At 30.7% G+C, this 14,087-nt stretch carries 11 protein-coding genes; 7 read left to right on the top strand and 4 right to left on the bottom strand.

The genetic code is table 11. From position 1 onward, the window contains the following. Positions 1-120: 120 nt before the first annotated feature. Positions 121-1,053 carry a glycosyltransferase family 2 protein gene (locus ACY2LT_RS03105; RefSeq protein WP_491816331.1) on the top strand — a complete coding sequence of 311 codons (933 nt, stop codon included), beginning with the start codon at positions 121-123 and terminating at the stop codon, positions 1,051-1,053. 6 nt (positions 1,054-1,059) lie between these two features. On the opposite strand, the gene ACY2LT_RS03100 is transcribed toward ACY2LT_RS03105, so the two are convergent. Further along, positions 1,060-2,304, bottom strand: coding sequence for a metallophosphoesterase (locus ACY2LT_RS03100; RefSeq protein WP_491816330.1), 1,245 nt, complete (start codon positions 2,302-2,304; stop codon positions 1,060-1,062). A 208-nt stretch (positions 2,305-2,512) separates the two neighbouring features. Here ACY2LT_RS03100 and ACY2LT_RS03095 point away from each other — a divergent pair, with 208 nt between their 5' ends. The 4 genes from ACY2LT_RS03095 to ACY2LT_RS03080 are packed head-to-tail and all read left to right on the top strand — an operon-like array spanning position 2,513 to position 7,492. Then, a complete protein-coding gene (locus ACY2LT_RS03095) occupies positions 2,513-3,289 on the top strand; it encodes a succinate dehydrogenase cytochrome b subunit (protein WP_491816328.1) in 777 nt (258 codons plus the stop codon). Next, on the top strand, positions 3,286-5,199 hold the full coding sequence (locus ACY2LT_RS03090; protein ID WP_491816327.1) for a fumarate reductase/succinate dehydrogenase flavoprotein subunit: 1,914 nt from the start codon (positions 3,286-3,288) through the stop codon (positions 5,197-5,199). Before ACY2LT_RS03095 ends, ACY2LT_RS03090 begins: the two co-directional genes overlap by 4 nt. Positions 5,200-5,201: 2 nt before the next feature. Further along, the gene (locus ACY2LT_RS03085) at positions 5,202-6,746 is read left to right on the top strand and encodes a glycosyltransferase family protein (RefSeq protein WP_491816325.1); all 1,545 of its coding nucleotides are present in this window, start codon (positions 5,202-5,204) and stop codon (positions 6,744-6,746) included. Next, positions 6,743-7,492 (top strand): succinate dehydrogenase/fumarate reductase iron-sulfur subunit, encoded by a 750-nt coding sequence (locus tag ACY2LT_RS03080; RefSeq protein ID WP_491816324.1) that lies wholly within the window; start codon positions 6,743-6,745, stop codon positions 7,490-7,492. The genes ACY2LT_RS03085 and ACY2LT_RS03080 overlap by 4 nt, the downstream gene beginning before the upstream one ends. Before the next feature lie 62 nt (positions 7,493-7,554). On the opposite strand, the gene ACY2LT_RS03075 is transcribed toward ACY2LT_RS03080, so the two are convergent. Next, entirely contained in the window at positions 7,555-8,262 is a 708-nt protein-coding gene (locus ACY2LT_RS03075) for a DUF1573 domain-containing protein (protein ID WP_491816322.1), read from the bottom strand. A 106-nt stretch (positions 8,263-8,368) separates the two neighbouring features. On the opposite strand from ACY2LT_RS03075, the gene ACY2LT_RS03070 reads away from it, so the two are divergent. Both ACY2LT_RS03070 and ACY2LT_RS03065 read left to right on the top strand, forming a co-directional pair. Continuing rightward, positions 8,369-10,645: a T9SS type A sorting domain-containing protein gene (locus ACY2LT_RS03070; RefSeq protein ID WP_491816320.1), complete on the top strand. Its 2,277-nt coding sequence runs from the start codon at positions 8,369-8,371 to the stop codon at positions 10,643-10,645. Next, entirely contained in the window at positions 10,642-11,424 is a 783-nt protein-coding gene (locus ACY2LT_RS03065; protein ID WP_491816318.1) for a hypothetical protein, read from the top strand. The genes ACY2LT_RS03070 and ACY2LT_RS03065 overlap by 4 nt, the downstream gene beginning before the upstream one ends. Here the strand turns inward: ACY2LT_RS03065 and ACY2LT_RS03060 are convergent. Then, positions 11,417-13,636 carry a sensor histidine kinase gene (locus ACY2LT_RS03060; protein ID WP_491816317.1) on the bottom strand — a complete coding sequence of 740 codons (2,220 nt, stop codon included), beginning with the start codon at positions 13,634-13,636 and terminating at the stop codon, positions 11,417-11,419. The two genes, ACY2LT_RS03065 and ACY2LT_RS03060, sit on opposite strands and share 8 nt — an antisense overlap. Continuing rightward, entirely contained in the window at positions 13,612-14,082 is a 471-nt protein-coding gene (gene ispF / locus ACY2LT_RS03055; RefSeq protein ID WP_491816315.1) for a 2-C-methyl-D-erythritol 2,4-cyclodiphosphate synthase, read from the bottom strand. The genes ACY2LT_RS03060 and ispF overlap by 25 nt, the downstream gene beginning before the upstream one ends. Between the last annotated feature and the right edge of the window lie 5 nt (positions 14,083-14,087).

The following is a 14,087-nucleotide window of genomic DNA, read 5'->3' as shown; positions in this document are numbered from 1 at the left end:
AACATACCTCCAATAATTTATAATATGTAAATTATATCGAAAACAAGTTTTATCAAACTACAAATTTATTTATATTTACAATAATAACCAATTAAATTGTTAAAATAATGTTTGACTTGTATGAAGTGCGATGTTGTTGTTATTTCTTATAACACAAAATATTTAGTAGGAAAATGTATAGAATCAATTTATAGTACTGCAAATAAATATGTGCAAAATATTATTGTAGTTGATAACTGCTCATCTGATGGAACTGTTGAATACTTACGTAATTCTTTTCCAGATGTTTTTGTAGTAAAAAATGAAGAAAACTTTGGCTATTCATATGCTGTTAACCGTGGTATGGAAAAATGTAGCAATGACTTCGTTATTATTTCTAATTCTGATGTAATTTATTTGGATAATGCTATTGAGAGATTACTGAAAAAATTATCCCAAAACAAAAAGAATGCGGTTGCTTTTCCAAGACAGATTTTTCCAAATGGCAATTATCAATATTCTTATGGTGATTTTCCTAATATTTTAAGTGGTTTAAAAGAATTGACTTTTATTAATCCAATTGAAAACACAATAAGAAAAGCAATTTTTAATAAGTTCAATCTTGACTTCCCAAAATTCTGTTTTGGATATGCAGATGGTGCTGTGTTGGCAGTAAGAAAAAGCGTATTTGATGAAATTGGTGGTTTCGATGAAGATTATTTTTTCTACTCAGAAGATATGGATTTTTCTTATAAAATTAAATCCTTCGGGAAAAGAATTATCTTTTGTCATCAATCACGAGTAATTCATTTGCGTGGTGCAAGTTCAAGCAGCGATAGATTTTCATTCGAGACCACAAAAAAATTGCTTCTAAGCAAAGTATTTTTTGCAAAAAAACATAATCTAATAAACAAACTGAAGTTTTATGCAAAATGCCAAATTATTAAATCTCAAATAGTTAAATTTTTTCTCGGCTTGATTTTTCGTGATTCTGAGGAGGAGACTTCAGTTGCAAAATTCCATAAAAATAATATTAAAGCGTGGCGTGAAATATTAGATGAATTACATTGTTAAACCATGTTAAACTATTTTTTTAGGAGCTTTAAGTTTAAAAATAGTAATTTCAGGTTTTACTCCAACTCTGAAAGGTGGTCCAGTTGTCCCAAGTCCTCGATTAACATATAAGTATTGTTCGCTAATTCTGTATAGACCAGCCCAATATTTATAAACAAGTGATGCAGGTGAGATTTCCTTCCCAATTATGTTAATTCCAAATTGTCCTCCGTGAGTGTGCCCTGATAGAGTTAAGTCAATAGGTAATTTTTTTAATATACTCTTTTCCCAATTATTTGGTTCGTGGCAAAGCAAGATAATCGAATTATTTGGGTTTAACCCTTCAATTGCCTTATCGAAATCAGCAAAATTTTGATTGCTCATTCCTGTATTTTCAACACCAGCAATTTGAATAATACCCTGACCAGTATTTATTTGAATATTCGAGTTGTTAAGCATTTTAATACCAACTTTTTCCAATTTTTGATTGAACTTACTAATCTTATCACTACCAACGTAATAATCATGATTGCCCATACAACCGAAAGTACCATAAGTTGGATATAAATTATTTAGCGAAGGTAAAATAAAGTCAAGTTCTTCAATTCGAAAATTAACAAAATCACCTGTAATAACTACTATATCAGGTTTAATATCATTAATCGCACTTACTGTTTTTTCAATAAGCTTTTTAGATAGGAGAGACCCACTATGAATATCGCTAATTTGGACGATAGTGAATTGACTATTTTTTAAAGGAAATTTTGGAAGTTCTAATTCAATAACTTGGAATTGTATTGAATTTGTATCACGAGTGAGACCAAAACCAGCCGAAATAAAAGGAATTGCAGCAAAAGACCATCCAACTGTTGCAATCGAATGTCTTTTTGAATAGTCTACTTCTGAAATATTTGAATGCTTAGCAATATTTTTTTTGTTTCTTATTGAAATTAATATATTTTTGAAAAAAACAATTAAATCTTTAATTATCAAAAAAGGTACGATAACTAATTTAGGAAGATACCATAAACTTGAGAAAATTAGAAAAAAATTATACTTTAAATCTGGCGAATTTGAAAATAGTCTTAGAAAATTGAAATACATTGATGAAATTATCGCTAAAAATGAGATAACTATAGGAATTTGATAGGTTAACTTATGGAACTTATGTTTTTTTGCATACTTTGTCCAGTGAAACAAAACGTATGCTTCAATAATAATTGTAAAAAAGGTAATAATCAATATAAAAGGGATCCATCTATGTAAATTCATATTCTATATCTGTTTAATCATTATAAATATCATTATAAATAATAATAGACGCAAATACAAGTAAAATTATTTGAGTGCAATTTTATCGATAAAAAAGTATCGCATATGTGATTTTTCTAATATTAATTCATATTATTTTATAATTTTGTGTGTTTGTGTAACATTGAAAATGAAAATAATAAAATTATTAACAATAATAAAAAGTTCTATGGCAATTTTAAATTTTCTACGCTCAACTGTATTGAGCAAAATCGTGATGGCAACCACAGGTGTTTTGCTACTGCTTTTTATTATTGGGCATTTGGTCGGAAATCTTCAAATTTACCTTGGTCCTGAACCACTTAATACGTATGCCCAATTTCTGAAAAGTATAGGAGAGATACTGTGGATTGTGAGAATAGTATTATTCGTTTCTCTTATTCTTCATATTATTACGTCGTTGTATCTTAGCTCAATTAATAGTGCTGCTAAGCCGGTGAAATATCAGGTTGTTAACTACGCAAAAGCCAAAATCAATTCACGTTCGATGCTTGTAACAGGAATAATGATTTTTGCTTTTGTAACTTATCATTTGTTGCATTTTACTTTCGGAATTACTAATCCAGAGGACTACGCACATCACGAACTCACCGTTAAGAAAGCATATGTTTTGCCTGGTAATGTTTCGGAAGAGCAATTGAAATCTATGCCAAAAGACTGCTTTGTAGAGCAAAACATATTAACTGAGAGACACGATGTTTATAAAATGGTGGTGTTAGGTTTCAGAAATCCTTTCATTTCTCTCGCATATATTGTTGCAGTTGTTCTACTTGGTTTTCATCTTAGCCATGCAATTAAAAGTTGTTTCCATACTTTAGGCGTTACTGGTCCGAAATTTACTCCTTGGATGGAGAGATGTAGTACTATTTTTTCGATAATTATTACATTGTTATACATATCAATACCAATTTCTGTTCTGTTAGGATTGGTTGGAGGTGCAGTATGAAATTAGATTCGAAGATACCAAGTGGTCCAATTCAGGATAAATGGGACAAACACCGTTTTGAAATGAAACTTATTAATGCGGCTAATAAACGCAAATATAAAATCATTGTTGTTGGTACAGGGCTTGCAGGTAGCTCTGCTGCAGCATCGTTTTCTGAGCTTGGCTATAATGTTGAAGTATTTACTTATCACGACACTCCGCGCAGAGCTCATTCAATAGCTGCACAAGGTGGAATTAACGCTGCAAAAAATTATCGCAATGATGGTGATAGTATTTGGCGGCTTTTCTACGATACAGTAAAAGGTGGTGATTTCCGTGCTCGTGAAGCAAATGTTTATAGATTAGCACAAGTGTCTAATAACATTATTGACCAGTGTGTTGCACAAGGAGTTCCTTTTGCTCGTGAGTACGGTGGATTGCTCGATAATCGGTCATTTGGCGGTGCTCAGGTTTCTCGTACATTTTATGCTCGTGGGCAGACGGGACAGCAACTTCTACTTGGTGCGTATCAAGCTTTAATGAAAGAAGTTCAAAACGGCAACGTTAAAATACACACTCGTAAAGAAATGATGGATATTGTTCTGATTGATGGAGTGTGTCGTGGAATAGTTACTCGTGATTTAATAACTGGAAAAATCGAATCTTTTGTTGGCGATGCAGTGTGTTTAGCAACTGGTGGATATGCTAATATTTTCTTTTTATCTACGAATGCTATAGCTTGCAATGTTACAGCTACTTTCCGTGCTTATAAAAAAGGTGCTGGTTTTGCTAATCCTTGCTTTACTCAAATTCATCCAACATGTATACCAGTAAGCGGCGACCATCAATCTAAGCTAACATTGATGAGTGAATCTTTACGTAACGACGGACGAATCTGGGTGCCTAAGAAAAAAGGAGACCGCAGACCTCCAAACGAAATTCCTGAAGATGAACGCGATTATTATCTTGAACGCAAATATCCAAGTTTCGGAAATCTATCACCCCGTGATATTTCTTCACGTGCAGCCAAAGAAGTGTGCGACGAAGGTCGCGGAGTATCTGCGACCGGATATGGTGTATATCTCGATTTTGCTGATGCAATAAAGAGATTGGGCAGGCAAAAAATCGAAGAAAGATATGGTAATCTTTTCGAAATGTATGAACGCATTACCGGAGACGACCCATATAAAACACCGATGATGATTTATCCTGCAGCTCATTATACAATGGGCGGGCTATGGGTTGATTATAATTTAATGAGCACAATTCCCGGATTACATGTTCTTGGTGAAGCGAATTTCTCCGATCACGGTGCTAATCGACTTGGAGCAAGTGCTCTTATGCAAGGTCTTGCGGATGGTTATTTCATTATTCCTTATACAATAGGAGATTATCTTGCAAAAGCAAAACTTGAAAAAATAACTACAGAGCATCCAGAATTCAGAAAAGCAGAAGAAGACGTTCGTAATAAAATTCATAAATTACTTTCTATAAAAGGAAAAAGAACACCCACTTCATTCCACAAGCAGCTTGGTAAAATAATGTGGGAAGATGTTGGGATGGCGCGTAGTGCTCAAAGTCTCAAACATGCACTGGAAGAAATTCCAAAAATTCGGGAAGAATTCTGGAACAATCTAAATGTTCCAGGTGAGGATGCATCACTAAATGTTGCTCTGGAACGTGCTTGTCGAGTTGCTGATTTTCTTGAATTTGCAGAATTGCTTGCTTGGGATGCCCTTGAACGAGAAGAATCCTGTGGGGCACATTTCAGAGTAGAATACCAATACGAAGATGGCGAAGCAAAACGCAATGACGAGAAATATTGTCACGTTGCAGTTTGGGAATATAACGGAGATGGTAAAAAACCAATTAGACACCAAGAAGAATTAACATTTGAAAATGTTCCATTGCAAGTGCGGAGCTATAAATAATAATGCTCGAAAAGACAAATAATCGCTTGTTCTATTTGTTTGTATATAGTGTATTTTTGGCTATCTACTTACTTACTTTATCAAAAAATCAAGCGATTGCACACGATGGAATAATTTATGCAGCTCGTGCAAAAGAAGGTGTGTGGGTATTTCATCCTCATCACCTTCTTTATCACGTTTTTACATTACTTGTAGTAAAAGGAATCCACATTTTCATCCCGTCGTGCGAAGTGTATTTGATATTATCCGGAATTAATAGTGCATTTGGAGCTGCTCTTGTTACTTTATTTTGTTTGATATTAATTGAACGTTACGATTTTAAGAGAATTCAAGCAATTTCTGCTTCTTTTCTGGTGGCTTTTTCTTACGGAATTTGGTATTATTCTACTTCTGTGGAAGTATACATTATTCCATTATTTTTTGCTGTGCTATCGTTGTATTACTTCTTAAAAAATCCAGATGATTACTTTAAAATTTCTTTATTTGCTGCTTTAGCCACTTTATTTCATCAAACTTATGTTTTTCTGCTTTTTGTATACTTTATTAGTTTTCTTTTTTCGAGAAAAAAAACAAGTATTATTTTAAAGTTTGGAATATATTTTTTGCTTCTTGTCGGTATTCCATATGTATTAGTATTGATTTTTGATTACAAAGTGAAATCTATATCTGAGGCATATTATGAACTAACCTTTTATGCTCATAAATTACCATATTTCTGGTCTAATCTTGGATTTTCAATAATATTAAATGATCTAATAGGTTTTGCACGTGTAATTACTTCAATACATTTAATACTTGGTTTAGATTTTGTTCAAAACAATATTTCAAATTATTTCTCTAGCAATTCTTTTAAAGAAGAGTATTATTTAATTCGAAATGCTTTAAATTGGGAAATCTATTTTGCATTAATATTACTCTTCACACTATGCACATTATTCTGTTATTTCTTCATTATTTCAATAAATAATTTCATCAAAAATAAATCTTATAAAATTGAAAAATTTTGGCTAATATTATATTTGATTTTTTTTGTAGGGTTTTTCAGTTTTTGGTCTTCGAATAATCTTGAGTTCTGGATATCGATATATTTCTTTCTAATATTGTTTCTTGTAATTTTCATTAACAATAATGTTAGTTTTAAACTTTATCTTTCGATAGGAATTTTGCTTTTTAGTTATAACTTTATTTCAACAACTCAATTTGTATTAACTTCTGATAATGATTTTTATCAAAACAAAATCGATAATCTCAAATTGGCAATAGACAAGAACGACTTGTTAGTGATAGATAATAATAACTATATGCTTTATGATTATCTCAAATACAACGATTTCAAAAATATTAAAGAAGTAAATCAATATAATTTTTATGATGAGAATGAGGTATATTTTATTGGAAAAATGTTCTATTCTGATAGTGAATTATCACCAGATTATAGAAAAATAATTGACGAACTGAAACAAAAGGACAAGGTTGTTATCTTGAATATTAACAATTCAATTATTTATAAGCTAAATAATTTAAACACAATAAAGGTGCAAAAATGAAATTTACACTTCACATTTGGCGTCAGAAAGATGCTGCCTCCAAGGGGAGTTTCGAAACTTATAAAATGGAGGATGTTTCCGAGCATATGTCGCTGCTGGAAATGATTGATGTGTTAAATGAACGTTTAATTTCTGAAGGGAAAGAGCCAATAGCTTTTGACCATGACTGCCGCGAAGGAATATGCGGCGCCTGTTCTATGACAATTAATGGGCGACCTCACGGAAATGTAAAAGGAACTACTACTTGCCAGCTTCATATGCGAATGTTCAAAGATGGAGATGAACTGTGGATTGAGCCATTCAGAGCCCGTGCTTTTCCTGTTATAAAGGATTTAGTTGTCGATCGTTCAGCTTTAGATAGAATTATTGCTGCTGGAGGATATGTATCAGTGAATACAGGAGCAGCTCAGGATGCAAATTCTATCCCTGTTCCAAAAGAACACGCAGATTTAGCTATGGATGCAGCTCAGTGTATAGGTTGTGGTGCTTGTGTAGCTTCATGTCCTAATGGTGCTGCTATGTTATTTACAGCAGCGAAAATCATGCAATTAGCTTTGCTTCCGCAGGGGCAACCAGAACGAAAGAAACGAGCTATTGCTATGATTGAACAAATGGATAAAGAAGGTTTTGGTGCTTGTCGTAATTATTATGAATGCGAAGCGAATTGTCCAAAGAATATTCCAGTGAGATTTATTAGTAGAATGAATATTGAATTTCTGTCAGCCTCAACTACTAAAGCTATGTAATGAAATAGGCTGCCCTTTGGGGCAGCCTATTAACTAAAATAATGCATTGGTAATTGTAAATATTATTTTGAGTTAAAAATTGGCGATTCGGTAACATTACCATAGCAACGAATTTCTACTTCAGGTGTATCGGGTTCTGTTGTATTCATTTTAATAAATGCGTTCAAATATCCGGTTTTATCGGGGATAATCCTTGCAATGATTTCAATTTCTTCATTTGGTTGGATTTGTTTTTCACCGACGAGATTGATTTTTAGAATATTCGGTTCAGTTTTATAATCACTTATTTTTATTGGTTTATTAGTATTGTTTTTTATAAAGAATTTAGCAGTGCTTTCGACACCAACTTTTGGATTATCAAAAACAATGTAATTAGCTGGCTTAATCTCAATTGGTCGAATAACATTTGCTTTTAGAGAGATAATTTTATTTTGAGCAGTTGGATCGTTGGATGTTACTCGTATTGTTTTATGGATTTTTCCGGAAGAAGAACCTAAATTCAAAGTAATTTTCATTTTTGTCGTGTCTCCGGGAGCTAACTCATATTTATCTAATGGAGCGGTGGTACATCCACAAGTAGGTTTTACTTCCTTTATGACCAATTTCTCATTACCTACATTTTTAATGATTATTTCAGAATGAAGTGGATTGTCTTTTGGAGAAACATCTTTCCAATCAACAGTTTCACCACCTATAAATTCAATTTTGGGTTGTGAATACAATTGAAAAATTGCAAAAAAGAATAAAATAAAAGCTGAAAACCGTTTCATTTTATATTCTCCTATTCTTTTTATTATTTGTTTCTTATAACTAATAATGATAATTTTACAATAAAGTTACATTTGTTTAACTAAAATAATAAAATTACTTGAAAAAATGATAATCATATTAATAATATTACTTTTTGTTTTTTCAAATAATTCATATTCTCAGTTAGCAGGTGATATATACTATTTACAAGATTCAACAAAATCTACGATACATTTTGGTCCTTGCTATATTTATGACGAAGTGTATGAAACTTTTGTATTAAAAAATATTGGTACCGGGGAATTGCGAATGCTTAATGTTTCGCCTTCAATTGAGATATTCGCAAGTCCAGATGCTCTTACAGAATTTGAATATTTGCGATTTTCTCCTCACTCACCTGCTTTACCTTTCAACCTAAACACTTCAGATAGAAGAAATGAAAACCTTGTAATTAAATATTCTCCATTGCCTGATTTGATTGCTGAACCAGTTGGAAGAAAAACAGCAATGATTAAACTTGGATTAGTGGATCCTAAAGATACAACGAGAATTATTATTCAAAAAACTTTCAAATTAATTACTAAAAAAACAGTTAAATTTATTGATGGATTCGACGATGTAATTATGTTTGATTCGATGTTTGTTAGTTCTCCATTAGAACAGATGAGAAAACATATTGTCAGAAATACTCAGAATTTTCCAATCAAAATTGTTGGTTCAAATGATTCTTTAATTACCCAAGGATATACCAGTAAAGAATTTGAATTTGAAGAAAAACAGTATCCAATTTCATTATTACCGAAAAAAACAAATTTAGTTTATGAAATTAGATATCGACCAATAGATCTGGGACCTGATACAGCAATTTTTAAAGTGCGTTTTACTCCTCGTGAAGACCTGAAACCTGATTCTGTTGATTTTTGTGTTGTCAAAGTAATCGGATGCGGAGTAAAACAGAATTTAGAATTAACTCATTCTAACTATGACTTTCGTAGAGATACAATATTTATTGGAGATATTCAAGTCAAAAAAAATACAAGGGTTACTTTTCGACTGAAAAACACTGGAAATATCCCTTATGGTATAATTAATCAAAACATTTGGGATAATATTAATAATACTATTTCAGGCTCAGCTACAATATCAAAACCGTTTCCTAAGGCTCATTTATTTCCTGACCAAGAAAATGAAATTGCTGTTGATATTAATCCAGATAAAAGAGGTCTTTTCTTATTGAAATATACTATTGAAAATGATTTTACTACAAGAAATCTATTTGGATACAGTAGCAGCGATACAAAGAAAGAAATATTTTTAGTTGGTCGCGCAATAGAGCCAGAAATCTTTACCAATATTGATACTATCGACTTTGGAAATGTGTTCTATAGTGCCGATATTGAAGGAAATTGTCCTTCTTCGAAAGATACAACGATAAGAATACAAAATATAGGTAACACTAAGCTTTATGTAAATCAAATAATGATTGAGGATAATGATAAATTTTCTGTTTCCAAGAACGATTTTTCTATTAATCCAAATGGTTCAGAATACGTAACATTTACATTTAACGCTTCTTATCCACCGGGAGTATATTATTCACGGGCTTATTTAATAAACAATTCTACTGCTCCCAAAGATACGTTAATAATTATGTTGAAGGCAGCAAGTGTTCCACCAATATTGGCTCAATTGAACATTGACAATAATATTAAAAGTAAACCGGGAAGAATAATAGATATTCCAATATTACTTTCAGCAGAACATTACAAACCTTCAATATATGCCAAATATTATCAATTTGAAGTTGTATTTAATCCTACATTGCTAAAATATATTAGTAAAACAACACAAGGAACAGCTTCAGAAGGTGCTTCTGTCAATATTAATGATAATGTAAAAGGAAAACTTACTGTTCAAGCTCATTCCGATATTTTTCTTCTTCCAAATGATACTTTGTTGATACTAAAATTTAAAACTTATCTTGGTGATAATCAAATAAGCGAATTAGCGTTTCAAAATGTGGTTTTTGGTTCTGATAATTGTAAAAAAATATATGATTTAAAAATTCTTAACGGGAAATATTCTCTTGATTCAATTTGTGGGTTGCCACTTAAAATAAATCCTATTGATTTTAATAGACCAGTAATTATTTCCCTTTACCCAAATCCAGTAACCGAGAAATTAAATCTTTTGGTTAATACATCAAAGAATTATTCAAGTTTATTAGTGAAAATAACAAATTCATATGGACAAATATTTTATGAAAAACTGATGACAATAAAAACTGATGGCTTAGATTTAATTGATATTGATGTTAATTCTTTGAGTGTTGGAGTTTATGCAATTTCCATAACTGATGGATATTCAATTTTTGATACAAAATTTTTTATTGTTGAGAGATGACAAGATTGTTGATAATAGTTTTTTTCACTTTATTTATTGTAAGCATTAGCTTGGAGGCTCAAGGTTTTAATTGGGAACTATCGCCAAGGTTGCCAGAAAATATCAATTATGATTTTTTAGGAATAGCCTTGCAACATGGTTTTTCAAAAGAATTGGGTAATTTTAGTTTTTATGAGAATGATTGCAATTGTGGCAAATTTGAGGATGGTAATGGTTCTTCATATGTTTTGGGAATCAATTATGAAAAATGGATATTAGATGGGAATAGTTCGTTCTCTTTAGGAATTAATTATAATTACCGGAAAAATGAGTTTTCGGCAAAACAGCAATTACCAATAATTTTACCGAATGGGCAAGAAGATGTGATTACTTATGAAAATATTTTTAGAAATTCATTCGATAATATAGCTTTCAATTTTGAATTTAAGAAAAGAATTGAAAATAGTTTTTATTATGTCTCAATTGGGAACGTTTTTCATATAATTCTATCTAACAAGCAAAAACATATTGAAAAAATATTATCTCCAAGTTATGCAAATCCATTTCCGACAAATCCACCATCATATAGCAGAGTTGTTAGTGAAGGTCGGATTAATAAAGCTAATACCTTTAATCTTGCTCCATTTTTGAATGTTGGAAGAGATATTGATATTGGGCAAAAATACTACATTAGTCCTTATATTCAAATTTCATATTTATTACTTGACCAAATACGAGAAGAAAAATGGAAGTCGGTACAGGCGATTTTGGGAATTAGAATTATGAGGTGGCTTAAATAGATATTTTAAAAGGAATAACGAAAGTAATATTAGTGCCTTCATTCACTTTGCTTTCGACAATGATACGCCCTTTATGCATTTCTGCGACTTTTTGCATTATTATTGTTCCAATTCCACTGCCTCCATATTGACTAGACGTTGTAAAGTAGGGTTTGAGAAATTTTGATTTAGTTTCGTCGTCCATTCCTTTGCCATTATCAATTACGGAAAAATATGCGAAGTTATTATCGAAATCTGAAGTAATAGTAATTTCGCCTTTTTTGTCTGGGAGAGCACGTATTGCATTCTCAATAGCATTACGAATAGCTCGCACAAGTTTATTTTTATCACACTTTAGTTCGAAATTTTTAACATTTAATGTGAATTTCACATTTGGAAATAATTCTTCGTCAAATTCTGCAACTGCTTGACTACATATTTCGTAAGAATTCACAATCTGTAAGTCCAGAATATCTGTTCGTCCAACTGTTACAATATCACGAATACGGTTCATCAAAATATTAACCTGATGAATTATTTTTTTCTGTCGTGAATGAATTTGGTCAATGTCAGAATTACTGATATGTTCAGCATTTAGTTTTATTGTAGATAGATTAGTTTGCATATCATGAGCAAGTTGAGCCCAGTTAGCTAATCTTTTTCTTTCAAGTTGTTCAGTTATATCAATTCCGGATAGCACATAACCTTTTGCAAAGCCTCTGAAATCTCTTATAGGAATTATCGAACATAACCATTCGGTCGGATTACCATCTAAATTTAATGATAATTTTTCTTTAATAGTTTTCTTGTTACTTTTATTTATCTCATAAAATTTATAAACTTCACTAATAGCATCATTTTTGAAATAATCTCTGAAATTTTTATTCAATGGAACATTCCTACTAAGTGAAATCAAATTAGAGGCATAATCATTAGCAAAAATCAGTTTACCCCTGTGGTTAATAATAAATAAAAAACCTGTAGAAGGAATATTTGCAATAATATTTAGTAATTTGCTCTTAGCTATGATTTTGTTAATGAGGAATAGCATTATTAGAACAATTAATAATGGAATAATGTATTTAGCATATTTATAGAAAAAGAATTTCACAACTGAAAGTTGATTATCTTTTATTTCAAAAAACATTGAATTTGATTTGGATGTAATAATAATTTGATTTTTACATTCAAAAACATCAATAATTTTGCTTATTTGCTGTGAAATATTGAAAAAATAAACTGCTTGTATCGACAAATTGGTATCTGTAATGCAGATACCATTTTTAAATATTGCATAAATACGATTGTTAATAACTTTCAAATAAAATGGTTCAACTAACTCAATTGGAAAATCAGCATTATTTATAATATTTGAATAAGTGTGAATTTTACTTAATACATACGTTTTTTCATTTGTTTGCAAAGAGTATATAGAATTGTTTGAAATAGCAATGAAATTTGAATTAGAATTAACCCATATTGAATTGCTAACTGTATAATCTCTTTTGTTTATTAAATATATCAAAGATTTATTGTCAAATGAACTAAAAATAAGAGATAAATAATTATATATATCAATAATTTTGACATTGTTATAGGAAGGAACTGACAGACTATTAAAAATATTCCCATCCGAATCAAAAAATTTAATAACATTTTGGGAACTTTCTTCCTCAACAATTGCAATAAAGACTTTATCATTTAACAAATAAAAATTTGCATCTAATGCATTCTGACTTAATATTGAAAATACTTTTGGGAAATTGTTAGTAATATTGAATAAATAAATATTTTTGTCAATTTGTAATAAAATATTGTTCTTTTGAACTTGAATGTCAATTAATTTATAATAATTCTCGAATGAACTGGAAATATATATTTTATGGCTTATAGTATTATCCGAGTATACTTCAAGAAATAAACTATCATTAACGGATGTTAGTAAAATGAGTTTATCCAATGCTGATTTCGCATACAATAACGAGGTGTTGTGGAGTGTAAGACCACTTTCAGGGTTAAAATTATTAGTTTTGTAGATGTAGCTATTTTCACCAAACAGACCATAGTTTAATATATAAAATTCATTGTTTGAATGAATAATTTCACCAAGATCAATTGATTTGAAAAAATTAATTTTATATGGATAGAAATAATTCCCAAACACTGGGATTGTAAGCAAAACAAATAAAACAAGATGACTTAAATATTTTAATATTTTTTTTCTAATTGGCATATTGCAATAGCCGCAATTCCTTCTCCACGACCAAGAGCACCTAATTTTTCATTAGTCGTAGCTTTAATATTTATTTGGTGAATAGAAATATTGCAAGCATTAGCAATATTTTCTCGCATTTTGTTTTTGAAATCTTTAATTTTAGGTTTTTCGGCAATGAGAGTAGCATCGATATTGACGATAATATATTTTTCATCAATTAATTTTATCACATTTTTCAATAATTCAAGAGAAGAAATATTTCTGAAATACTCATTATTGTCTGGGAAATGTTCTCCAATGTCGCCAAGAGAGGCTGCTCCAAGAATCGCATCCATTATTGCGTGAAGCAGAACATCGCCATCGCTATGGGCAACAGTGCCAAATTCTGTCTCAAAATTGACACCACCGAGTATTAATGTTTCGCCTTGCTTTAATTGATGAATATCGTAACCAACACCTACCATAAATT

The organism is Eximiradius proteiniborus, from assembly GCF_058546985.1.
Note: the sequence above shows the minus strand (reverse complement) of the source record. Positions and strands in the feature narration are given on the sequence as shown.